This is a genomic window from Clostridium tertium (genome assembly GCF_017873245.1).
Lineage (GTDB): Bacteria > Bacillota > Clostridia > Clostridiales > Clostridiaceae > Clostridium > Clostridium tertium.
Genome location: NZ_JAGGJY010000011.1, coordinates 1 through 23,596, shown reverse-complemented (window position 1 = coordinate 23,596; position 23,596 = coordinate 1). Strand labels below are relative to the sequence as shown.

Annotated in this window: 22 protein-coding genes; 4 read left to right on the top strand and 18 right to left on the bottom strand. The window is 26.8% G+C overall.

The window, feature by feature from the left end:
* The first annotated feature begins 100 nt into the window (after positions 1-100).
* A complete protein-coding gene (locus J2Z25_RS12385; RefSeq protein ID WP_209740904.1) occupies positions 101-1,867 on the top strand; it encodes a sensor histidine kinase in 1,767 nt (588 codons plus the stop codon).
* Positions 1,868-1,965: 98 nt separating this feature from the next.
* Here the strand turns inward: J2Z25_RS12385 and J2Z25_RS12380 are convergent, their stop codons facing one another.
* The 12 genes from J2Z25_RS12380 to J2Z25_RS12325 all read right to left on the bottom strand — a co-directional run bounded on the left by J2Z25_RS12380 (position 1,966) and on the right by J2Z25_RS12325 (position 14,072).
* Positions 1,966-2,157, bottom strand: coding sequence for a hypothetical protein (locus J2Z25_RS12380; protein WP_142691075.1), 192 nt, complete (start codon positions 2,155-2,157; stop codon positions 1,966-1,968).
* A gap of 25 nt (positions 2,158-2,182) precedes the next feature.
* Positions 2,183-3,196, bottom strand: a complete 1,014-nt coding sequence (locus tag J2Z25_RS12375) for a glycosyl hydrolase (RefSeq protein ID WP_245173329.1) — start codon at positions 3,194-3,196, stop codon at positions 2,183-2,185.
* Positions 3,180-3,473 carry a hypothetical protein gene (locus J2Z25_RS12370; protein ID WP_209740822.1) on the bottom strand — a complete coding sequence of 98 codons (294 nt, stop codon included), beginning with the start codon at positions 3,471-3,473 and terminating at the stop codon, positions 3,180-3,182. Before J2Z25_RS12370 ends, J2Z25_RS12375 begins: the two co-directional genes overlap by 17 nt.
* Positions 3,419-4,429, bottom strand: a complete 1,011-nt coding sequence (locus J2Z25_RS12365) for an ABC transporter ATP-binding protein (protein ID WP_209740821.1) — start codon at positions 4,427-4,429, stop codon at positions 3,419-3,421. Before J2Z25_RS12365 ends, J2Z25_RS12370 begins: the two co-directional genes overlap by 55 nt.
* Positions 4,407-5,450: an ABC transporter ATP-binding protein gene (locus tag J2Z25_RS12360; protein WP_209740820.1), complete on the bottom strand. Its 1,044-nt coding sequence runs from the start codon at positions 5,448-5,450 to the stop codon at positions 4,407-4,409. The genes J2Z25_RS12365 and J2Z25_RS12360 overlap by 23 nt, the downstream gene beginning before the upstream one ends.
* A gap of 11 nt (positions 5,451-5,461) precedes the next feature.
* Positions 5,462-6,376, bottom strand: a complete 915-nt coding sequence (locus J2Z25_RS12355; protein ID WP_209740819.1) for an ABC transporter permease — start codon at positions 6,374-6,376, stop codon at positions 5,462-5,464.
* A 4-nt stretch (positions 6,377-6,380) separates the two neighbouring features.
* A complete protein-coding gene (locus J2Z25_RS12350) occupies positions 6,381-7,355 on the bottom strand; it encodes an ABC transporter permease (protein ID WP_142691081.1) in 975 nt (324 codons plus the stop codon).
* Between the two features lie 71 nt (positions 7,356-7,426).
* On the bottom strand, positions 7,427-9,316 hold the full coding sequence (locus tag J2Z25_RS12345) for an ABC transporter substrate-binding protein (RefSeq protein WP_209740818.1): 1,890 nt from the start codon (positions 9,314-9,316) through the stop codon (positions 7,427-7,429).
* A gap of 182 nt (positions 9,317-9,498) precedes the next feature.
* Positions 9,499-11,688, bottom strand: a complete 2,190-nt coding sequence (locus J2Z25_RS12340; protein WP_209740817.1) for an alpha-galactosidase — start codon at positions 11,686-11,688, stop codon at positions 9,499-9,501.
* 219 nt (positions 11,689-11,907) lie between these two features.
* A complete protein-coding gene (locus tag J2Z25_RS12335; protein ID WP_209740816.1) occupies positions 11,908-12,438 on the bottom strand; it encodes a DUF1836 domain-containing protein in 531 nt (176 codons plus the stop codon).
* 22 nt (positions 12,439-12,460) lie between these two features.
* Positions 12,461-13,312, bottom strand: a complete 852-nt coding sequence (locus J2Z25_RS12330) for a DegV family protein (protein ID WP_209740815.1) — start codon at positions 13,310-13,312, stop codon at positions 12,461-12,463.
* A 352-nt stretch (positions 13,313-13,664) separates the two neighbouring features.
* On the bottom strand, positions 13,665-14,072 hold the full coding sequence (locus J2Z25_RS12325; protein WP_425340185.1) for a L,D-transpeptidase: 408 nt from the start codon (positions 14,070-14,072) through the stop codon (positions 13,665-13,667).
* A gap of 545 nt (positions 14,073-14,617) precedes the next feature.
* Here J2Z25_RS12325 and J2Z25_RS12320 point away from each other — a divergent pair.
* Positions 14,618-15,166 carry a 50S ribosomal protein L25 gene (locus J2Z25_RS12320; RefSeq protein WP_008677628.1) on the top strand — a complete coding sequence of 183 codons (549 nt, stop codon included), beginning with the start codon at positions 14,618-14,620 and terminating at the stop codon, positions 15,164-15,166.
* Positions 15,167-15,290: 124 nt separating this feature from the next.
* Here J2Z25_RS12320 and rpsD read toward each other — a convergent pair whose 3' ends face one another.
* Positions 15,291-15,884 carry a 30S ribosomal protein S4 gene (rpsD, locus tag J2Z25_RS12315; protein WP_142691085.1) on the bottom strand — a complete coding sequence of 198 codons (594 nt, stop codon included), beginning with the start codon at positions 15,882-15,884 and terminating at the stop codon, positions 15,291-15,293.
* A gap of 623 nt (positions 15,885-16,507) precedes the next feature.
* Between rpsD and brnQ the strand changes: the two genes are divergently transcribed.
* A complete protein-coding gene (brnQ, locus tag J2Z25_RS12310; RefSeq protein WP_209740813.1) occupies positions 16,508-17,815 on the top strand; it encodes a branched-chain amino acid transport system II carrier protein in 1,308 nt (435 codons plus the stop codon).
* A 142-nt stretch (positions 17,816-17,957) separates the two neighbouring features.
* Here brnQ and J2Z25_RS12305 read toward each other — a convergent pair whose 3' ends face one another.
* The 4 genes from J2Z25_RS12305 to J2Z25_RS12290 form a co-directional block, all read right to left on the bottom strand.
* Positions 17,958-18,608, bottom strand: coding sequence for a bifunctional 4-hydroxy-2-oxoglutarate aldolase/2-dehydro-3-deoxy-phosphogluconate aldolase (locus tag J2Z25_RS12305; RefSeq protein WP_209740812.1), 651 nt, complete (start codon positions 18,606-18,608; stop codon positions 17,958-17,960).
* 116 nt (positions 18,609-18,724) lie between these two features.
* Positions 18,725-19,699, bottom strand: a complete 975-nt coding sequence (locus tag J2Z25_RS12300) for a hypothetical protein (protein ID WP_209740811.1) — start codon at positions 19,697-19,699, stop codon at positions 18,725-18,727.
* Between the two features lie 464 nt (positions 19,700-20,163).
* Positions 20,164-20,811, bottom strand: coding sequence for a DsbA family oxidoreductase (locus J2Z25_RS12295; protein ID WP_209740810.1), 648 nt, complete (start codon positions 20,809-20,811; stop codon positions 20,164-20,166).
* Positions 20,812-20,866: 55 nt separating this feature from the next.
* Positions 20,867-21,688: a nitroreductase family protein gene (locus J2Z25_RS12290; protein ID WP_209740809.1), complete on the bottom strand. Its 822-nt coding sequence runs from the start codon at positions 21,686-21,688 to the stop codon at positions 20,867-20,869.
* Between the two features lie 308 nt (positions 21,689-21,996).
* Here J2Z25_RS12290 and J2Z25_RS12285 point away from each other — a divergent pair, with 308 nt between their 5' ends.
* On the top strand, positions 21,997-22,872 hold the full coding sequence (locus J2Z25_RS12285) for a LysR family transcriptional regulator (RefSeq protein WP_099346173.1): 876 nt from the start codon (positions 21,997-21,999) through the stop codon (positions 22,870-22,872).
* An 81-nt stretch (positions 22,873-22,953) separates the two neighbouring features.
* On the opposite strand, the gene J2Z25_RS12280 is transcribed toward J2Z25_RS12285, so the two are convergent.
* Complete coding sequence (locus tag J2Z25_RS12280; RefSeq protein ID WP_209740808.1) at positions 22,954-23,235, bottom strand: YcxB family protein; 282 nt, start codon at positions 23,233-23,235, stop codon at positions 22,954-22,956.
* Positions 23,236-23,596: the final 361 nt, after the last annotated feature.

The window sequence follows — 23,596 nt, the reverse complement described above, 5'->3', positions numbered from 1 at the left end:
GTTCATTATATATTTATTATATATTAAATGTTTACATTTTAGAAGAATTATACTTTAATAAAATAAAATATATACTTATTTAGGGGATTGAGTGAAAATTATGTTTTCTTATAAAAATTTATCTATAAAAAAATTAACTTTAATTATTTTTACAGGTCTTTATTTAATTTTCTTACTTTTTACTACATTTAATTTATATTCTTATTCAAAATATGAATCTAATAAAACAGAAAAATTAATAAAGAACTTTAGTATTAGCTTTAGTAATCAAATAGAAGAAAAAATTAATAATATATCTGATGTTTCTAAATATCCTTTATTGATACCAGAAATAAATACATTACATCAGATACTGAGAGATAATGAGACTTTTAAAATAACAAATTATAACTATTTAAAATATATTTGTGAAATGATGCTAATTCAAAATAACTCTATAAGTGGAGCTTATATTTACGATTTGAAAGGTAGAGGTTCCTTTGCAAGCAGGAATAGTTCGCATTATAAACTTATAAATCCACTTAATGAAAGTTGGTTTCAAGAAAGTTTAATTTCTTCTTCTGCTACATCAATTTTTGCCAATATTAATTCAAGTAATATTTTTGATATAGACTCCTCAGAGGGTGAAAATCTTATACTACTTACAAGAAAGGTAATAGATATTAATACAAACCAAATTACAGGAATGCTTTTAGTTACTTTATCAGCAGAAGAATTTAATAATATTTTAAAATATGATTTACCATTTAATAATGAAACTATATCAATTTATAACTCCACAGGAGATTTAATTTTATCTACAAATGAAGGAGAAATAAAATCTAATTATTTTGACAAAGTGAATTTTAATAGTTCTGAGCCTTCAATAGATTATATATATGAGGATGTACCTTATGTCATTTGCTCTAACCCCATTAATACTCCAAATTGGGTCGTAATTAATAAAATACCGAAGAAGGATGCCTTTAAATTAGATGATTTATATATTATTTTTTTCATTACTAATATTCTATTTTTTTTAATTTCATCAATTATATTGTATCTATTCTTTACTAAAAGAATCTTTAATCCAATACAATACCTTATTAATAATATGTCATCTAACTCTATAGAAAAAAATCTAAAGAAAAATTTTCAATATGATAAAGATGATGAGATTGGGAAACTCGTTAATTCATATAATAATATGAAAGGTCGTATTAATAGTTTAATAAATATTAATTATAAAAATCAAATAGAACAGAAAGAACTCGAACTTCGCCAGCTTCAAAATCAAATTAATCCTCATTTTATATATAATACTTTAGAATCAATTCATATGATGGCTGAAATTAATGATGATTTAGAAACATCAACAATGGCAGAATACTTCGGTTCAATTATAAGATATAGTATGAATAGAAAAATTAATACAGTAAAATTAAAACAAGAAATGAAAATAATAGATAATTATATTTACTTACAAAAAATAAGATTTGATCAACTTTTTACAATAGAAAATATTATTCCAGAGGAACTATTAAATTGTGAAATAATAAAGATGATAATTCAACCGCTAATTGAAAACGCGATTTACCATGGGCTAAACGAATGTGATAGTAATGGAAAAATAATAATTCAAGGACATCATATAGATGATAATTTACTTATAACAATATCTGATAATGGTGTAGGTATTGATGATGAAAAGTTAAAAGATTTAAATGATTATATTAATGATAAAAATAATAAATTCAACAGTATTGCATTAAGAAATATAAATCGCCGATTAAAACTTAATTATGGGGAAACCTTTGGTCTCGAAATATTTAGTGTATATGGCAAAGGAACCTCAACCGTACTAACAATACCTTATATAATTAGATAAATAAAAATTCCACAGTATAAAATATTATTTAATACTGTGGAATTTAATTTATTCTAGTTAATTTTTGTATTTTAATTTTTTATACTAAAATCTATCGACTATATATCTAAAGACCTAAGCTTATGAATTATCTCTATCTGATTGCTATACATGTCTTCTCTTTCATTTATATATATTCTTTTAAGCTCTTCATCTTTTTCATTATTTATTTTATCATCCATATCCTTTATTAGTTCGCCAAGCTTATATAAGTGTAATGCAAGCTCTAATGCATTAGTTTCACTTCTCATAATTTCACCCCTTACAGTAATTTAATTATCTAAGTTTAGGTAAATTTTCTAAGTTAATAACATATGGATTATTATAGAATTTCTTTAATTCTTCATCTGAATTCCATTGAATCTCTTTAACAAAATTATTCCAAGTCATAAACCATAACCATGGAGTATTAGATTCAATAATTTTATCTGGATCTGGTATTGGTCCGTTTTCTCCTAATGCAAGTAGCTTTTCCCCATTAGTGATTTTATTAGCTTCAATGTATTTTTCCGATAATGAATCATGATTTCCAATATCAACATAACAATCTATAGAATTTATATCTACAACATCATCACCTGGATACCAACCTTCTCTTGGCGCATTATATACCCAAATTAAATTGTTAAGCTTATGATAATTTACATATCTATGATACATTAATCTGTATAATTTCTTATATGCTTTACTTCCCTTAGCTCCCCACCAAAACCAACCTCCATCTGCTTCATGTAGAGGCCTCCAAAGCACAGGTATATTTTCATTTTTAAACTTTTTAAGTTCTTCTGCAATAAGATCTAAATCTTCCATTAAAGCTTTATTTTCTTCTGTTCCTTCTATTAACGCTAATTCACAATCAAAATCTGTATTTTCTGTATAAAAACTCTTCCCTCTCCCATGCATTGGTGAAAACCAGTGCCAGCAAAATGTAATTATTGCATTACTATTTTTAGCATAGTATAGTGCTGCTTCTACTGTTCCCTTATTATTAGCAAGCTCATCAATACATTCAAAATCGCTCTCTTTAGTTTCTATGCCTTTTGAATAACTTAATAAATCAAAGCCTAATATTGCAGGTATCTTTCCACTCACTCTTCTTATATGTTCAATATCTGGCATAGTAGATTTATTGCAATGCTGTCCACTTAATATTCCTTTTCCATGAATCTCATAGAAATAGTCCATAAGTCTTATTGCTTCCCTAGATGCATTTTTATTAGATAAATTAAAGTTAGGTGTTTTTATCTTATTTTCATCTTTAATACCATTTAAATTAATATCTATTTTCAACCACCTCTTTCTTTATTGAATTATTAGTACTTTTTCTCGTTAAATATTTAATAGGAAAACTTCCTAATATAATAACAATTAAACTTATTACTATAACCATCGTATATAAAACCTTTGCTGATGGATTATTTAAAGTAAAAATTAAACCTATTATAGATATTCCAAACATTCCATAAAATATAGATTGTATAAGCTTAATAAAAGTAATTATGGAAGTAAGTTCTATATTACTTTGCTTTCTAACCTTTTTCTTTCTACTTCTTTCACATGATGACATGCTACATACCCTCCTTTATATTCAAGTAATTGTGGTTCTTCCTTCTCACATATTTCTGTATAATAAGGACATCTTGTATGGAATCTACATCCTAATGGAGGATTTGTTATACTTGGCATATCTAATGTTCTTAAAGGCAACTGTTTAGATGAACCATCTTCCCTTTTTCCCGCTTTCTCAGGAACTGCTGCAAGCAAAGCATGGAAATAAGGATGTTTAGGATTATCTATTGCATCATATATATTGTTAAGTTCTATTATTTTACCTAAATACATTACAACTAATCTACCATTTTTCGCCACATACCTTGCTGTAGCTAAATCATGTGTAATATATACAAAAGATATATTGTATTTCTTATTCATCTTAGTCATCAGATCTATAAGTGCAATTCTTAATGATACATCAACCATTGAAACTGGTTCATCTGCAACTATAAGCTTTGGCTTAACAGATAATGCTCTAGCAAGTAATATTCTTTGTCTTTGTCCACCACTTAACTGATGAGGATATTTATATAAGAATTGCTCTTGTGGAACTAATCCAACTTCTGCAAAATATTCTTTTAAAATTTCTTCTGCTTCTTGTTTATTCTTTGCAATCTTATGCTGTAATAATGGAAGCGATAAGGATTGAAATATAGTTCTATTAGGATTTAAAGCTGCAAATGAATCTTGATGAACCATTTGAACTCCAAGTCTATAATCTTTTAAGTCTGCTCTTTTAAGCTTTCCAATATTTTTTTCCTTATAGTATATTTCACCTTTACTTGGTTTATGGATTCCTACAATAAGCTTTCCTAAAGTTGTTTTCCCACATCCACTTTCGCCAACTACTGCAACTATTTCTCCTTCATTTACTTCTAAATTTATATTAGATAATACAGTTACCTTTTGATTTTTATTCGTCTTATTATCAAATTCAATGCTAATATTATCTACCTTTAATAAACTCATCTTCCATCTCCTCCTTCTTTTCACTATTTAAGTTTTCTATAAATGTATAGCATCTTGTGCATTTTGCTTTATTAACAAAATACATTTTCTTAGTTTTTTCCCTATCGGCCTCACATTTACCTTCTAAGAAAACACTGCATCGTGGTGAAAACTTACATTCTCTAAAATCTTGAGTAAGATTTGGAGGATTTCCTGGTATAGCTTTTCTTTTAGTTACATCATCACTTAAAGTTGGAATTGCATTTAATAATCCCTTTGTATATGGATGTGATGGCTCTTCAAACACATCATCAACTTCTCCGTATTCAACTAATTCTCCAGCATACATTACTGCTATTCTATCTATAACACCTGATATTACTGATATATCATGAGTTAAGAATATTAATGTAACGCCCAAACGCTTATGAATATCTTGTAAAATATCTAAAATATACCATTGGGTTATTACATCCAAAGCAGTTGTTGGCTCATCTAATAATATAACTTTAGGTTCTAATATAAGACTTAATGCTATTAAAACTCTTTGTTTCATACCTCCACTCAATTGATGAGGATAATATTCTAATACACTTACATCCAATCTTACATGTTTTAATACTTCTTCTGCCTTATTTATAATTTCCTCTTCTTTTGCATTAGAATCATGAGCTAAAACTGTTTCAATAAAATGCTCTTTAACCTTTAAAACTGGATTTAAAGCATTTTGTGCTGCTTGAAATACTGTAGCTATTTCTTTCCATCTATATTCATTAAATTCATTAACACTTAAGTCTAATAAATTTATTTTCGTATTAGTATCATCATAATAATAAACCTCACCAGATGTTATCTTCCCTGGAGCTTGTACAAGATTTAATATTCCTGATGCAAGTGTTGATTTTCCACTTCCACTTTCTCCTATAATACCAACAACTTCATTTTTATAAATTGTAAAAGTTATATTATCACAGGCCTTTAAATTTCCATTTTTCAAAAAGAATTCTATTGTTAAATTTTTTACTTCTATTAATGGCTTCATAACTTCTCCCCCTATTGTTTACGTAATCTTGGATTCATTGCTTCGTCTAATCCATTTGCAAAGAAATAACATCCTAATTGGAATAATACAATTCCCATAATTGGAGTTAAAAAGTAAACTATAGGTCCAATACCACCATAAAGTACAGCTGATTGAGACATTGCCATTTGTATCATCATTCCCCAATGACTTCCTCGAAATGGAACTAATCCTAAAACCATTAATGAAACTGAAGTCATTATAGCTCCTTTCATTATTGAAATAAAATTAATTGCTATAAACGATATTATATTAGGAACTACATCCTTTATTATTATATTAATAGTACTTATTCCCATTACCTTACTAGCTTCTATAAAATCTTTATTTCTAATTACAAGTACTTGAGACCTTATTGCTTTTGCAAGTCCTGCCCAAGACCAAAGACTAAGTACTAATCCAAATAATATATTATTACTTACATTTATAACCATTGATAGAACCATCGTTACTGGTAAAGTTGGCATAGTTAATACTGTATCTGTAATTAACATTAATATATTATCTGTTTTTCCACCTAACAATCCTGCTGATATACCTATTCCACAAGCAAATATAATTGAAAATACAGCTGCATAAAATGCAACTAATAGAACTGATCTTGAACCAAAGATAAATAGAGATAATATATCTCTTCCTGCATAATCTGTACCAAGCCAATGCTTTGCAGATGGTGCTTTTAATCTCGCTAAATAGTCTGATTTTGGCTCTGAAACAAACATTGGTCCAAAAATAGCCATTAACAAAAATATTACTAAAATAATAAATCCTATTCTAGCCATTTTATTATCCCAAATAACCTCAAAAAACTCCTTTAGATAATTTAAAAATGAGCCTTCTTTATTTATTGTCTTATTTTTTTGTTTTACTGCCACTGTATTACTCATATCTTTACTTCTCCCTTAACCTTGGATTTAACTTAGTATTTAGGAATTCTGCAAATATTCCTGATAATAACACCATAACTATTATCATTAAGAACATCCCTTGCATAAGTGGGTAGTCTCTTCTAGAAATAGCTGTAGTTAAATAATATCCAACCCCTGGATATACAAAAAGATTTTCAATTAATGGTGATCCACCAAACATCATACCAAATGATATTGCAACACTTGTAACCATTGGCAACATTGCATTCCTACCTAAATAACTAAATACTATTCTTCTATCTGATATTCCTCTGGCCTTTGCATAATTAATATAATCTTCTCCTAATACAGACATACAATTTGCCTTCATTCCCATTACCCATCCTGCTAGTGTAGTTAAAAAATATGCTAATATAGGGAGCGTAGCATGTTTTAAAACATTTGCTATAAACCCTATGTTAAATCCTGGAGTTACTGATGAATTATAAGCCCCTTTCGATGGTAAAAGTCCAAGTGTTAATGAAAATAATAAAACAAGTAAATATGCTACTATATAATCTGGAATAGAACCTAATATTGCTTGATATCCTGTTAAAACTCCATCTAAAATCTTACTTCTCTTCCAAGCTATATATATTCCAAGTATTACGCCTACAGTAAATGATAAAAATAGGGATATTGAACATACAAGAAGTGTCCATGGTAGTGCTCCTAAAACTATTGTTGTTACCGATTCTTTAAATGACATTGATTGACCTAGATTTCCTGATAATATTCCTTTTACATATGAAACAAATCTTTCAACTACAGGGATATCTGGATCATAATTTAGTGCTAATTTTGCTTTATTATATGCTTGATCATATGGCAATTGGCTTGTTCTTATATATTCTTGAGCAAGCGTATCCACTGGATCTCCAGGCATAGCCTGTATAACAAAAAATATTAATAGTAGTGAAACTAACATTGTTATTAAGCTAGTTACTAACTTCTTCATTCTAAAATCCCCCTTCAATTTTAAATGTAGGGCCGTTTCATTTAACAACCCTACAAATTCTTTTTATCTACTTATTTAACATAGTATAAATCACCTGATCTAAGTGCTTTTCCTAATATAGCACTTGTTGTACCAGACCAATAGAAATCACTTAATTGCTCTCCTGTTTTTGCTTCTGGCATTGAAAGCTTTGGATTATGAAGTCTAAATACATAATATTTTTCTGTAACAGGGATGTACCATGCATTATCATTAAAGAATTGAGCAAATTCTTCTGTTACCTTTGTTATATCTTCTGGCGTAGATGCATTAAATAATTCTAATTGCTTTTCTGAATATTTAAAGTCTTCTCCAGTTTCATCATTCTTAAATACTAATCCACCCTTTTCTGGGAATTTAAGATTCATACCTCTCTTACCATACCACCATATTCCATCATATGCTTCATATGGATGTTGAGTATTAGTTGCACTTCCAAATCCATCTATAACCATATGACCTTGTCCAGAAGTAGCATAATCATTGTATGCAGCTGCTTCTTTTGGAGTAAATACAGCATTTAATCCAAAGTCTTTCATCATATTTGCTGCTGCTTCACCAATTACAACATATGCTGGATATTCTCCAACCCCTGCAACTATAATTTCTGGACTATTTCCATCTTTATCAACCCATTGATTTCCTTGTTTTTTCCATCCAGCTTCTTCTAGATATTCTTCTGCTTTTTCTAAATTAATATCATAATTTTCTAATGAATTTAAGAAATCTTTACTTAAATATTTATCTCTTACTGATGGTGGTAATGCTACTGCATATTCATCACCTTTTACCATTCCAGGCTCTGATACTGGTGCAATTTGAGCTTTATCAATTATATAAGCAATTGCCTTTCTTACATTAACATCACTAGTTGGATATTTTTGAGTATTCATACAGAATCCTAATGAACTAAATTCTGGAACTACCATTTGTCTTATTGTTTCTTTATTATTTTCAGCAACTTTTTGTGCCATATCTGGTGATAATCCCATTCCTTCTGCATCATAATCTCCATTTGAAATTGCAAGTGCAGTTGATTCTGTACTAGTAGGTCTTATTCCTCTAATTTTTTCTATGTTTAAAGGAACTCTATAATAAGGATTTTGTTCAAAAATTATTTCAGCTGATGTCATAGTCTTTGGAACATAAGCACCAGAAACTTTTATACTCATTAAATCTGGCAAATAATTATTTAAAGCTGTAGTTGTTTCTGCAACCTTAATATCACCTTCAGCATTAAATTTAAAATTCTTATTGTCATCTAATTCTCTATTTTTTTCAAATTGTTCTTGATATGCCTTTGCAAATTCTCCATAATTTGATACTGGATACTTTAAAGATGTTTTTAGTATATAATCTAATAATAAAGTTGCATCCCTGTTATATTTAACTTCTACTGTTAAATCATCAATTTTCTTTACTGATTCAGCATAATAAGCTATTTTATTTACTGTCATATCTATAAATAAATTGCTGATTAAGTCATCTGCTGTGATATCTGATCCATCACTCCATTTTAGATCTTTCTTTAATTTTAAAGTTAATATTTTATCCTTAAAATCATAACTTTCTAACAATGAAGGCTTAAATGTTTTTTCTGGTTGAGAACTATAATCACATAAATAATCATATATAATTGGTTCCATTGACCAATCAGGTCCTCCATTCACTGAAGGATTACCATGTCCTGCTGGAGCTGGTGTGAAGGAAACCATTGTACTTAATTCAGTTCCTTTAGAATCTGCTTTTTCTCCTTCAACTTTTGCATTTGTCATTGTTGTTTCGACACTTATTACTGAGTCCATAATAGATTCATCATTTGTGCTTTCTGAATTATTACTTTTACATCCCATAAATACAGATGCACTTAAGGTTAATGCCATAGTAAATGCTATAAGTTTTTTTAACTTATTTTTTTTCATAATCTTCCCCCTACTTTCATAGTAAAATTTGTTACTGTTCACATTTAAAGTATATTAAGCGATACACTCTCAGTAAACGTTTTAAAAGGAAAAACCTAAGTAAGGTTTATAAATAATAAAATTTGTATATATACTAATTCATAAAAAAAGGAATTCAGCAATAGCCGAATTCCTTTTAAATATTATGCAAGTTTTAAATGAATTAATTTGCCTTTAAAATCACCATGTAAATTAGTTAAATTAATTCCAGCAGTCATTAATGCTCCACCAGATATAATTTCTCCGGTTTCTTCATTTTTATAAAATTTCTCTTCTATTAATCCCTTTAACTTTATTCTTCTGCTATGGTAATTTGCTCTTTCAAATACTTGTACACAAGTTACTAAGACTTCACTCTTATCTTTAGATACTACTGACCAAGCATCAAATGAGTTATTTTCGGAAAAGTTTTGTATTCTATAGTAATCGCCACTTCTTACTAAGTCATTATACTTATGATACATTTCTATTTGTTCTGGTATCATATCTCTATCTTCCTCGGGAATTCTTGTTACATCAAGCTCATATCCAAAGGTTCCGGCAAGAGCTACATAACCTCTAGTTTCAAAAGGCGTAGTTCTTCCAACTGTATGATTTGGACAATCACTAACATGAGCACCTATAGCTGAAAGTGGATAAACCATAGATGTTCCTTCTTGTATTTTTAATCTTTCAATTGCATCTGTATCATCAGAGCACCATATTTGAGGACTATAATAAAGCATTCCAGGATCAAATCTCGCTCCTCCACCAGAACAATTTTCTAATAAAATATGTGGAAAATCTTTAGTTAATCTATCCATCATATCATATACTGCTAAAACATATCTGTGGAATAATTCTCCTTGATTTTCTGATTTCAAGCCAATACTTCCCAAATCTGTTAGTTGTCTATTCATATCCCATTTTACATAAGTTATATTTGCACTTGATAAAACTTTTTTTATACTATCATATATATAATCTAATATTTCTTTTCTTGATAAATCTAAAACATATTGTTCTCTACATAATGCAGGTTCACGACCTGGTATTTTAATACACCAATCCGGATGTTTTCTAAATAGTTCTGAGTCTCCTGATATCATTTCTGGTTCAACCCATATTCCAAATTCCATACCAAGTTTATTTACTTCATCAACTAAATTCTTAAGTCCACCATTTATCTTATCTTCATTTACAAACCAATCACCCAATGATGAATTATCAGCATTACGCTTTCCAAACCAACCATCATCCATAACAAGCATTTCAATTCCTAATTTTGATGCTTCTTTTGCTATAGATAATAGTTTTTCTGTATTAAAATCAAAATAAGTTGCTTCCCAATTATTTATTAATATTGGGCGCTTTTTGTCTTTATATTCTCCTCTTATTAAATTATTTCTATATAAATCGTGGAAGGTTCTTGTCATCTTTCCTATGCCTTCATTTGAATAAACCATAACAACTTCTGGAGCTATAAATTCTTCATCTTTATTTAATAACCAATTAAAATCTTCTGGATTTATCCCCATTACAACTCTAGTTGTATTAAATTGACATCCTTCAATTTGTGCAAAGAAATTTCCTGAGTAAACAAAATTAAACCCATATACATTACCATAGTCATCTGTTGCTTTGCTATCTAATAATGCTATAAATGGATTATCTTGATGACTTGATTCTCCCCTAATTGTTGATACTACTTGTTTTCCATAACCAATTTTCTTTCTTTGCACATGTCTTTCTCTAGCCCAAGACCCATGAAGTGATATCATATCATAATCTATATCATCAAAGTCGATACATGTAGATAAAACCTTCGTTAAATTAATTTTATCTTCACTTAAGTTTTTAACCTTTACACTTCTTGTAATAACATCTAAATTCTCAAAAGTGGTATAAACAAGTACAACTTGTAAATTTAAATACGTATCTTCACAAGTTATTTCAAGGCTTGTACATTCATTTTCATCTCCAAAGGTAGCAGGCAATCCATTAAGCTCTTTTTTACCTTTATAAATTTGATGTGACTTATATTCAAGTTTCACTTCTGAATGCCCATTTTTATCTATAACTCTTATTGACGATTCCCTAAAATCTCCAATTCCATGAGTTGAATATTCAAAAGGAAAACTATCATAAAAAGATACTCTATCTCTATTATTTTTTGATGGAACATATGGTGGTTCATTAATTCTCATTAAATAATTTATATCTTCATCAATTACTTTCTTACCAAAATAAACATGTCCTAAAAATTTTTCTTCATCTACAATAGAAATAATGTATGATGTATCTTTTGAATCAAGTTTAAATACATTATACTTTTCTATAAATCTAATACCCATCTTTTATACCTCCATTACATAATACAATATTTAACCCAAATTTAATTATAACGTTTACTTTAAAATAACATAATTATTTATATTATTCAATACTGTTATAAATTACAATAATATTTGCAACAGTATCTTATATTTTGTTTATATTTATAAAAAGGTACAGTATTAATATTTTATTATAAAAATTAATACTGTACCTTCAAATTATCTTTTTATTAAATTTTATATATCTTTTACTTCATCTTTAATATACCTTTGTATATATATCTTATTTGCAAAAGCTATTACCATCGATCTTACTATCTCAGATTCAATAGTAAATTTCTTTGCTGAACTCGGCTCTGAAAAATCTCTTGTAGTAAATACTGATTTTATTGCCTTTTCAAGTTCTATACAAAAAAAATCATATGCCTCCTCTATAGGGCAAGTATCTATTTGCTTTCTTATTAAATAGCATATTTCTTGTAAGGTAAATACTTGCTTTAATGTACAAACTACAATTAAGTAAGCTAAATGTTTTTCATTATATCTTTTATCTTTTGGAGGATAAACTACCTTTTGTTTCACATAATTATTAAGCATTGTAGGTGTTAATAATTTTTCTTCATTATTAATATTTATTTCTTTTAATACATCTTCTATATATACAATGACTTGGTCCTTATATAACGAAACTTTTGGCAGTTCATTAAATCTTGGGCAATGGAATTCTAAAATATTTCTATGAATTCCACCTTTATTCCCTCTATCCATACTGCCTCTCCTATTTTTATGATTATTTTAATGAATCATGCTTTTTTATTACTTGTATCGCAACACATCCAGGTCCACCTTGAGTAGTAAAGGCTGGACTTAACAAATTAATTTCTATATCTGCATCCTTAATATCTTCTAATATAATTTCTTTTGCCTCATTTGCTAAATCTTCTTTGCAAGCATGCGAAATATAAATTTTATAATTAGAATCTATATTTTTCTCTATAAATGTTTCACATATTTTTTTTACTGCTTTTTTATATGTACGTTTTGTAGTAAACTTTTCAAGAGATTTACTGTCCTCTGAAAGAGTCATAACTGGTACTAATTTAATTGCACTGCCAATCTTACCAACTATAGATGATACTCTTCCCCCTCTTACCAAAAAGTCAAAATCATAAGGAATTAAGAATGAAATTGATGTTTCAATAAACTTCATTATTTCATTTACTATTTGATTTCTCGTATAGCCAACTTCTACAAGCTTAACAGCTAAATCAACTAAATACCTGTGTGGCCCACATAAAGTTTTTGAGTTAATTACATCTATACGCTCCGGATTGTTATCCATACTTTTTGCCATACATGCTGAATTATATGTACCTGATAAACCATCTGCCATTGAAATATTTATTATTTCATCTTCTGGATATTTACTATATAAATCCAATACATGTCCAATAGATGGCTGTGAAGATTTTGGAACATGTCCTTCATTAATAATATCAATAAATTCTTCTGTATTGATATCCTCATATTCCCTATAGGTCTTGTTATCAATGCTAACTGTAAGAGGTGCAATATCAATATTATTAGCTTGTCCCTCTTTTATAGAATAAAGTGTAGATGAGTCTGATACTATTTTTATCATCTTTTTTTCTCCAATTTCGTATTTTAATCTAATATACATAGTTTTAAAAACTATTTGTTTCAGATTATCATACTAAGTAATCGATGTCAATAATAATTATGTAACCATTTAAACGTAATTTTTTCCAACAAAATTTTGTGTTCCATTTATAGTAACTTTTAAAATCATATAAAATAATAAGAACCACCTTTTTAGATAGCCCTTATTAAATTTAAAAGTTAAAATCTACAGTTATTTATATAGTTTATTCTAAATCATTAAGAATAATTTAATTAAGAAAATTTCAATTGCAGTTTATTTGATACTTTTCTAGATTATACATTACAAGATCATATCTTTTATATTTTAAATTTTAGCTAATATAAACCTTAGTACTTTCAGGAATATTATAATATATCCACTTTGCATTTTCTTTAGCTAATCTCACACATCCATCTGATAAAGTCATTCCAAGTCTTCCATCTCTTACACTACCATCCAAATTATAAATTATTGAGTGAAATAAATAATTTCCTTTAAACTGTGTATAATACCAGCATTTATAACCTCTCTCTACTCCAAAATACAATCCTTTAATTCCTATACTGAATGTTCCCTTTGGTGTTGGAGTAGCTTTCTTTCCAATAGTACATAGATAACTATGAATAAGATTCCATTTATTTTTTGAACCACGAAATATGTTGACTTTAAATTTTTTGGTATCTACCCATATAAAATATTCAGTTGGGCTAGAAAAATCACTAGAATTAACAAATGCTATAGCAGTATTATTATAATCCTCTCCCCTTTTAAAGGAAAAAATTTTATTAATTATTTTCAAAATACTCTCTCCAAAATAAATACTTTCTAATTATACTATTCACATCAAATCAAATGTTGAAAATAAATACTTATTTCATTATATATAATATCAATTTATTTTAAGATTCTATAATTATTTTATAAAATATTCCTCATCTTTTAGTAGAAATATTATCATGATAAGTTTCCCATTTTAATAATAAATCTAGCTTTTTATCAATTTGTCATAATATTCTATATTTTTCTTTAATGCTTCCATATTAAATTAATGTTTTATTAGCAAATCCTTACTTTCTTCATTTTGCTTTTATTTTGCTTATTGAGTACACTCATTGTAATAACTTAAAGGAGGATGATGCATATGTGGGGCTTTGAAATTAAGCTCTAGGTGTGGTTATTTAAATATCTAATATTATAAATATATTCGCCTCAACTTTATAGAGCTTAATAAATAATTATATGAGTTGTAATATTATATATAAAGTTATGAAAGAGGTATTTATTATGTCAAATTTAGCATTTAAAGTCTATGAAAGAAATGTAAAAGCAAATCAAAGTAAACTTAGAAAAACTGGACAAATCCCTGGGATAATATATGGGGAGTTCCTTGATCATACTATCCCAATAAAAATGTGTAATGCCGAGCTTAGAAGAATGCTTAGAAAAAATAATAGTGGATCTATTATAGAAGTTGAATTAGATGATAAAAAATTTAATTGCGTAGTTAAAGATGTTCAGAAAAATAATCTACATGAAATAGTACATGTAGATTTTCAATATATTAAACCAAATGAAGTAATAAAAATGAGAATTCCTATTAAAATCATTGGACAAGAAAATCTAGAATCTAGACGATTAACATTAGAAACTCATAATTTATTTATAGATTTACAAGGTAATGTTGAAAAAATTCCAGAATCCATTGAAATAAATGTTTCTGATATGAACGTTGATGATAAAGTATTAATCGAAGATATTGTTATTCCAGAGGATATAACAATTTTAACTGACCCTAAAACTCTATTGGCTGTTGTAAGTAGTCAATATATTTAATTCTAATTTTATAATTAAATATTTATAAAAAGAAAAAGCTATACACTGCACTGTATAGCTTTTCCCATGGCAAAATATACTTTAATTTTAAGAAGTTCTGAACCTTATACTTTTAGCTAGATGATTATCTAGAGTAGAACTCAACTATTAAATTTTCATTAATTTGTATTGGAATTTCTTCTCTTAATGGATATCTAGTATATACAGCCTTAAATTCATCTAAGTTAGAATCTATGTAAGGTAAAGTATTTACATGCCCATTTATGTTTGAAATATAATTTGGAGATTTTCTTGCCTTTTCTGTTAAGGAAATTTCTGTTCCTGGTTCTACCTTATATGATGGAATATCAATTTTCTTTCCATCAACTAAAATATGTCCATGATTAACCATTTGCCTTGCAGCTCTTATAGAATTAGCAAATCCCATTCTATATACAAGGTTGTCTAATCTCGATTCCAGTCTTAATAATAAAGCTTCTCCAGTTGTACCTTCTTTAGTTTTAAAGGCATCTTCAACATATTTTTTAAACTGCTTTTCTAAAACTCCATAATATGCTCTTAATCTTTGCTTTTCTAATAGTCTTACACCATATTCTGATAACTTTTTATCTGCTCTACTTGTTCCCTTTACAGCTCTATTCATAGCTTTTGGATGTCCATAAACATTCAATCCAAGTCTTCTACTCTGTTTAAATCTTGGGCCTCTTTCTCTAGCCATGGTTTTCCTCCTTTTTAAAATTAAATTATGTAATTATAATATCATATCTTCTCAATAATTGAAAATCATTATCATTTAGTTTTTGCCTATTATCTTAATTTATTTTTAAATTCCTTAATATTTCTCACTAATTGATAATATTTATCATTTGAGTTATACCATATCTATATCTTCAATTTTATCTTAACCATCACTATAAATATTATTCTACTCTCTTAACCCCCCTTTTATTTGCCTACTTTATATCTCTATAACTAATTCACGTACTTTATTTTATAGAATCTTATTTTTTCATTGCAATTTTTATAATATTTATATATAATTAATTTTAAATATTGTCATAGTTTATTTTTAGGAGATTTTAAAATGATAAAAAATATAAATTTATCTGAAACGCTAAAACTTAATATATTTTTCTTTAGCCTTTTTAGTTAGGTTTGTATTTATCGGTTTATATATTGACCATAGATACAAACACTTAATCGTTTGTATCTATGGAGGCTAAAGTTAATTTATTAAAGCCACATAGGTATCCACTATGTAGCTTTTAATCCTAGGCCTAAAGCCACATAGTAAATTCTATGTGGCTTTTTTATTTATAAAATATGGAAAGAGGTACTACTATGAAAAAAAATAAAAATAAGGACGTATTAATTATTGCTTTTGCAGTCTTCTCTATGTTTTTTGGAGCAGGTAATCTGATTTTTCCTCCATTTATAGGATTGACATCTGGTCATAAATGGATTGTAAGCTTTTTGGGCTTTATATTATCTGATGTAGGACTTATTCTTTTATCAATAGGAGCAATAGCACGTGCAGGCTCTTTTAAATCAATTTTAAAAAAATCAGGTAATAAATTTGGTCTTACTCTAGAAATTGTAATTATGCTTTGTTTAGGTCCAATATTAATTGTACCAAGAACAGCTGCTACAACTTTTGAAATGAGTGTACAACCATTGTTTGAATCAGTTAACCCAGTTTTATTTTCAATTTTATTCTTTTCTATAGTTTTAATATTAACTATAAAACCAACTAAAGTTATGGATATACTTGGTAAATTTTTAACTCCAATTTTACTATTTTCCCTATTGGTTTTAATAATAAAAGGAATCATTTCTCCTATTGGATCTTTGAATCTCGATATACAATCTAATAACTTATTTATGACAGGATTAACACAGGGTTATCAAACAATGGATCCATTGGGAAGTGGAGGTATTACTGCTCTAATAATTACATCATTTTTAAATAGGGGATATACTAAAAAAGAAACTATAGGACTTACTATAAAATCAGCTATAATATCTGCAATAGCTCTTACTTTAGTATATGGTGGATTAACTTATTTAGGAGCAACTGCCTCTAATATTTATAATCCAACTATTTCTCAAACTACACTATTAATTAGTATAACAAATGATTTGTTAGGAAATTCTGGAACAATAATATTAAGTATAGTTGTTGCTTTTGCGTGCCTTACTACAGCAATAGGCTTAACTTCTGTCACAAGCAAATATTTTGAGGATATTACTAATAATAAAATTAAATATAATTACATAGTTATTTTTATTTGTACTTTTAGCGCTATTATTTCTAACTTTGGAGTTGATAAAATAATATCAATTTCTGCTCCAATATTAACAATAATCTATCCGGTTTCAATTGCATTAATCCTAATGAATTATTTTAAAAATATATTTACTAAAATTGAAATTTTTAAAGGTGTTGCATATTCTACTCTTTTAGTGAGCTTGCTTACTGTAATTGATAGTTTAGGAGTAAATATAAACTTTATTCATAAGCTACCTTTCTCAAGCTTTGGTTTTAACTGGATTATCCCAGCTATAATAGGAGGATTTATAGGCTTCATTTTTAGTCATATCACTTCAAAAAAATTAATGTTTTTTAATTTTTGTAATAAAAGCAAATAAAAAAAGTAGCTGTGGCACTAAATAATTAGTGCACAGCTACTTTTTTGTAAAAAATAAATCTCAAACTCTATGAGTTTAAGATTTATGGTAAAATATCTTTATTCGAAAAAAACATTTTACAAAAAGATTATATTTCTTAATATCATTCTTTAGCTATTTTCATTATTTCCTTAGCATGATTAGTTAATGTATCAAAATCTCCTGAGTTTACCATATCCTTATTAGTTATATAATTACTAATTCCTGCACCTATAAATCCTAAATTTAAGAAATCTCCTAAGTTTTCTGGAGTAACTCCTGCAGCTGCAATAAACTTAACATTATTTATTGGACCTAATATATCTCTTACATACTTTAATCCTAATGTACCTGCTGGGAATAGTTTTACAAAATCTGCACCAGCTTTATGTGCTGATAAAATTTCAGTTGAAGTCATAGCACCTGGTATTGTTACTAAATCTAATTCATTTGCTAGCTTTATTATTTCAACATCTGAATTTGGAGCTAAAATATATTCTGCTCCTGAGTTTTTTGCAGCATAAACTTGCTCTGTAGTAATAACAGTACCTGCTCCAAACTTAACTTTGCCATTAAATTTAGAAGTTAGCTCTTTAAGTGCTTCTGAAGTTTTTTCAATACAGTTTTCATCACCTTGATCAAATGTTACTTCAACTAACTTAACTCCACCATTATACAAAGCTTCTACTAATTGAAGTAACTTTTCTCCATAAATTCCTCTACAAATTGCAATTATTTTATTTTCTTCAATAAAATTGATTATTTCTTTTTTCATTTTGTACACCTTCTAAATATATTTTTCTATTGTTTATTTTATTATTATATCATATTACTTTTTTCATTAATTTAATTTCAATAATTTTTAGAAATTTTGTATATATTACTATTCTTTTATTTTTTTAAACAATCCTCTGGATTTAATTTTATATATTCCCATTTTCCATTACTATTTTGAACATATTGAGCTACTTCTATATCATAATCATTAGTTAAAGTATAGAATTGTATTTTATAGTTCTTATTGTCGTTTCCTAGGAAATATATATTCTTAACATAGCCATCCACCTCTGTTTTTCCCATCTTTTTAATAAGCTTGCACCAGTTTCCATATTCTATTTCAACCTTTGAGGCCCCATCATATACCCATCCATGATATGGTGCACAAAGATAATTTTCAGGTGTAATACTAATATCTAATATTTTAAATCTATCTCCTGATTTACCTAACTCTATAAATCCATAGTAATAAGTAAAACTTGCAATGTTATTTTCTAAAGCTTGTATAACTTCTATTTCATAAAAATACTTTAAATTTTCATTATCACTTGGAACTTCTTTATACTTTATTAAACTTATATGAAACATATTAGAAAATGAATCTTTATAAGTATTGAAACTTACCTTTTTCTTATATTCATCATCAAAAAAATTATATGCTATTGGATAAGGCCTATTCCCATCCCCCAATGAACCACAACCTATGTATTTACTATCTGAAGGATTAGCTGCTTCCCTTAAAAGTGAAAAATAATTCAAGATCGTATCTTCTGGACTCTTTATAAACTTTATTGGAATAGATATATCATTTACTTCTTTATCATAATAATTATTAATAAGTTCATTAACTTCCTCTTTATTATTTAATACTGGCAGCTTTGATGGTCTAAAATACTTTTCGTTGTTTATTATAGTAACTACTTCTTTTTCATGTTGTTCTTCTAGCTCTTGATTTATGACAAATGCTCCTGCAATAAAATCCTTTTTATTATTTATTATTACGTATTTATAAAATATAAATACAAAACAAAATAACGCTAATAAACATAATAATAAATAACCTATTCTTTTTTTAATATAAATTACCATTTAATACTCTCCATTATAATATACTTAATAAATATCTATTATAATGTTTATTCCAAAAAAATTTGAAAATTACTTAATCTATTGCGAAAGTAAAAAAGCGCAATCTCAGTAATTTATTTAATGTACAATTTAATTTATTCAATTTCAAGTAAGCTTTATTGCCTAGAAAAAGTTAATTTTTTTATTTTTATAAAGGAGGTCGCGTTTAGCGACCCCCTTTTATACTTCTATATTAATTTTTTCTAAAAGGTATCACGAAACGTTATATCCTTTAAGTTATTTATTTACTTAAACTAATTTTTAAATATAATTTTTTATCTATTATTTACATATGCATAAAATTAAATATTTTTAATACTATTCGTAAAAAAGGAGCTCTAATTTAAGCTCCTTTTTTATCAACTTTATTAAAATTTATTTTTATAGATTTCTTTAATTTTCATAATGTAATTTGTAAACTTTTATTAAGTTAAAGATTTTTCCTCTTCACTAACTTTATTTAAAGCTCGTAAAAATAATTCTATAGGTTGAGCTCCTGATACTGTAAATTTTTCATTGAATATAAAGAATGGTACCGCATTTATTCCATAACGCCCTGCCAGTTCTTCATCGGCTCTTACTAAATCACTATATTTATTACTATTTAATACATTTATTGCTTCTTCTTTATTTAATCCAACATTCTCTGCTATTTCAACCAAGGTATTAAAATCACTTACGTTTTTAGAATCTGTAAAATATGCTTTAAATAAAGTTTCTGTCATTTCCTCCATCTTACCATACTCTTTTGCAAAATGAATCATTCGATGAGCATCAAAAGAATTTGTTGGGACTAAAGTATCAAAGTTATATTCTAATCCTAATTCCTTTGCTTGATTTACTATATTATCATTATTTAACTTAGCCTCTTCATAAGTAATTCCATACTTATTAGCAATAAGTTCATGTATGTTCTTATCATTATGATTTTCTGCACTAGGATTTAATTCAAAACTACGATATATAACTTCTATATCTGCCTTTTTATCAAATTTTTCTAAAGCTACTTCAAATTTACGTTTTCCTATATAACAAAATGGACAAAATATATCTGACCAAATTTCCACCTTCATTGCTATTCCTCCTTAATGTATAAGATATTTTAATTGATTATTTGTATATTTTTAATTATCTCCAAATTATTTCTGCTTCTTTCCTTGGTGTTGTTCTTGAATATTTTATATTTGGATATCCAATAATCATACAAGTTACAATTTGTTTACTTTCATCTAACTCTAAAAATTCCATTATCTTTTTATTTCCTTGTGCAGCTCTTATAAAGAAACCACTAAAGAACGTTCCAAGCCCTAATGCATTAGTCATAAGTTCCATATTTGAAGATGCAAGTGCTCCATTTACTTGTGAATTAGATAACACAAGTATTACCGCTGGCGCATTAAAGAATAATCTGTCACCTTTCTTAGGATCGACTTTATAATCTTCATACATATTAACCCACATCTCTGCATAAGTTTTAAACTTCATAGTTTCTTCTGTTAAATTATTAAGTATTCCTTGTCCCATTTGACTTAAGCTTTCTAAAGTCATTTCTCTTAATTCATCAATTCCATCTTTTATAACAATATAAGATACATCTTGACTATTGCTTCCTGTTTGAGTAAATCTACCAGCTTCTATAATTTTTAGAAGTTTTTCAGATTCTACATCTTTATTTTTAAAGTTTCTTATACTTCTTCTAAACTTAATAAAATTAAGTAAATTATCTTCATTTATTTCAAAATCTTCTTTATTGTAGTCTTTAACATCTTCCATATTATATTCATCTGTTGAAACTGCATTTTTAGGACAAACCGCTATACAATGACCACATTTAATACAAGTTATATTATTTATATTAGCTTTACCATCAACTAAATTTATATCACTCACTATACAATCATTAACACATAAACTACATCCAATACATTTTTCTTTATCTACTATCATCATAATATATCCCCCAGTTTCTTTTGACATAACTATAAATAAATTTTATAATTATTTTAATTAATAAATTTGATTCCAAAATTCATATTGTGATTATATCATTACAAAACAATATATGTCTAATTGATAATTTTCATAAACTCATAACTAATAGTTATATTTTATTATTAATATAACTTTAAAACACGTATGTTGTGTCAAACTATATTATAACAATTATTAACTAATATACTGTTAAACTACATTTAATCTTAAATCAGCTTAACTGATTATATAAATTTATTCATATATAATATTCTAAGGAGATTAAAATGAACCTACAACAATTAGAGTACTTTAAAACAATAGCTGAAACTGAAAATTTTACATCTGCATCTAATTTACTTTCAGTAACTCAGCCAGCTTTAAGTAAGGCAATTTCAAAACTTGAGGAAGAATTAGAAGTTCCTCTATTTGAAAAAAGTGGTCGCAACATTAAATTAACAAGGTTTGGAAAAATGTTTTTAATTCATACAAATTCTGCATTACTTGAGATAAACAAAGGTATAAAAGAATTAAAAGAAATAACAAACCCTAATACAGGTAGTATTTCTATATCTTCTACATCTAGTATAGGAACATATTTTATGCCTTTTATAATAAGTGATTTCCTAAATAAAAATCCAAATACTAAATTTCAATTTAGCCATGAATCAGTAAAAAATATAATATGTGATTTAAAATCTGGAAAAATAGATTTAGGATTTTATGAATGTATAGAACATATTAATATACCTTCTGAAATTGAATCAATTCCTATAAGAAAAGAAGAATATGTATTAATAGTTCCTAAAAATCATTATCTTTCAAATAAATCTGAAGTATCTTTAAAAGAATTAGAAAATGAATCCTTTATTGCTTTTTGTATAGATAATAAAGATAAGATGATTTCATACTCTGAATTCTTAGGTTATATTCCTAAAATATCAATAAGACCTAGTGAAGCAAGTATGCTAGAAGGTTTAGTTGCAGCAGGTGCTGGAATATCTATAGTTCCAAATACACCAATTATCAACACAAATTCTGTATCAATCTTAAAGATAAAAGAAAAAATTAAAGATAAAACTATTTATATGGGATGGCTTAAAGATGCATATATGTCCCCTATAGCAAAAATATTTAAAGACTTTGTTATTTCAACTATTTAAAAGTTATAAAAGAATCTATAGTGTTATTAAAACAGTTAATATAGATTCTTTTAACTTTTTAACTATATAACCTTAATTGTATTATAAAAAATTACTTTTACTAATATAATTTTCTATTCTTCTTATAAATTTATCACAATCCTCTTTATTACTAAATGCTCTTTTAGGAATTATCGCTATTAATCTACTTTCTTTTGTCACAAAAAAATAATTATTATATTCCTTTAAAACTAGGTCCTTACTCCAGTTTAATCCTACGCAAATATCCTTATTATAGGTATAAATCCCATTTTTATTTATAAATACAACCTGATAATTAGATTCTGATTCCTCATTATCTTTATTAATAAATAATTTTCTCATTCATGTCTTCTTTATTAGCAAAGGAATACCAATCAGATTAAAAGTTGCTACAGCTAAAACTATTAATAGAAATATCATTTTTCTATTGTCAAAATAAGAAAGCATCAAGTAAATAACAAATAAAGCTAAGCATTGCATTATTATAACTGGTAATATAACTTTAATTATTATATTTATAATTCTTTTTTGAGAAAATAAATACTTTATGGATATTTTTATATCTTCAATATCTAAATTAAATTTATTAGTATAAATATTTTTATCCCCTAACTTTAGATCAGAATTATTATCATCATTTTTGTTAATTTCTTCTATAAATTTATCGTATGATTTAATACGCTTAAAGGAATGTATATATTAT

Bases quoted from the DNA above. Each gene is read 5' to 3' on its own strand.
- J2Z25_RS12385 (WP_209740904.1), top strand. From the start codon at position 101: ATGTTTTCTTATAAAAATTTATCTATAAAAAAATTAACTTTAATTATT.
- J2Z25_RS12380 (WP_142691075.1), bottom strand. From the start codon at position 2,157: ATGAGAAGTGAAACTAATGCATTAGAGCTTGCATTACACTTATATAAG.
- J2Z25_RS12370 (WP_209740822.1), bottom strand. From the start codon at position 3,473: ATGTCATCATGTGAAAGAAGTAGAAAGAAAAAGGTTAGAAAGCAAAGT.
- J2Z25_RS12365 (WP_209740821.1), bottom strand. From the start codon at position 4,429: ATGAGTTTATTAAAGGTAGATAATATTAGCATTGAATTTGATAATAAG.
- J2Z25_RS12360 (WP_209740820.1), bottom strand. From the start codon at position 5,450: ATGAAGCCATTAATAGAAGTAAAAAATTTAACAATAGAATTCTTTTTG.
- J2Z25_RS12355 (WP_209740819.1), bottom strand. From the start codon at position 6,376: ATGAGTAATACAGTGGCAGTAAAACAAAAAAATAAGACAATAAATAAA.
- J2Z25_RS12350 (WP_142691081.1), bottom strand. From the start codon at position 7,355: ATGAAGAAGTTAGTAACTAGCTTAATAACAATGTTAGTTTCACTACTA.
- J2Z25_RS12345 (WP_209740818.1), bottom strand. From the start codon at position 9,316: ATGAAAAAAAATAAGTTAAAAAAACTTATAGCATTTACTATGGCATTA.
- J2Z25_RS12340 (WP_209740817.1), bottom strand. From the start codon at position 11,688: ATGGGTATTAGATTTATAGAAAAGTATAATGTATTTAAACTTGATTCA.
- J2Z25_RS12335 (WP_209740816.1), bottom strand. From the start codon at position 12,438: ATGGATAGAGGGAATAAAGGTGGAATTCATAGAAATATTTTAGAATTC.
- J2Z25_RS12330 (WP_209740815.1), bottom strand. From the start codon at position 13,312: ATGATAAAAATAGTATCAGACTCATCTACACTTTATTCTATAAAAGAG.
- J2Z25_RS12320 (WP_008677628.1), top strand. From the start codon at position 14,618: ATGTCAAATTTAGCATTTAAAGTCTATGAAAGAAATGTAAAAGCAAAT.
- rpsD (WP_142691085.1), bottom strand. From the start codon at position 15,884: ATGGCTAGAGAAAGAGGCCCAAGATTTAAACAGAGTAGAAGACTTGGA.
- brnQ (WP_209740813.1), top strand. From the start codon at position 16,508: ATGAAAAAAAATAAAAATAAGGACGTATTAATTATTGCTTTTGCAGTC.
- J2Z25_RS12305 (WP_209740812.1), bottom strand. From the start codon at position 18,608: ATGAAAAAAGAAATAATCAATTTTATTGAAGAAAATAAAATAATTGCA.
- J2Z25_RS12300 (WP_209740811.1), bottom strand. From the start codon at position 19,699: ATGGTAATTTATATTAAAAAAAGAATAGGTTATTTATTATTATGTTTA.
- J2Z25_RS12295 (WP_209740810.1), bottom strand. From the start codon at position 20,811: ATGAAGGTGGAAATTTGGTCAGATATATTTTGTCCATTTTGTTATATA.
- J2Z25_RS12290 (WP_209740809.1), bottom strand. From the start codon at position 21,688: ATGATGATAGTAGATAAAGAAAAATGTATTGGATGTAGTTTATGTGTT.
- J2Z25_RS12285 (WP_099346173.1), top strand. From the start codon at position 21,997: ATGAACCTACAACAATTAGAGTACTTTAAAACAATAGCTGAAACTGAA.
- J2Z25_RS12280 (WP_209740808.1), bottom strand. From the start codon at position 23,235: ATGAGAAAATTATTTATTAATAAAGATAATGAGGAATCAGAATCTAAT.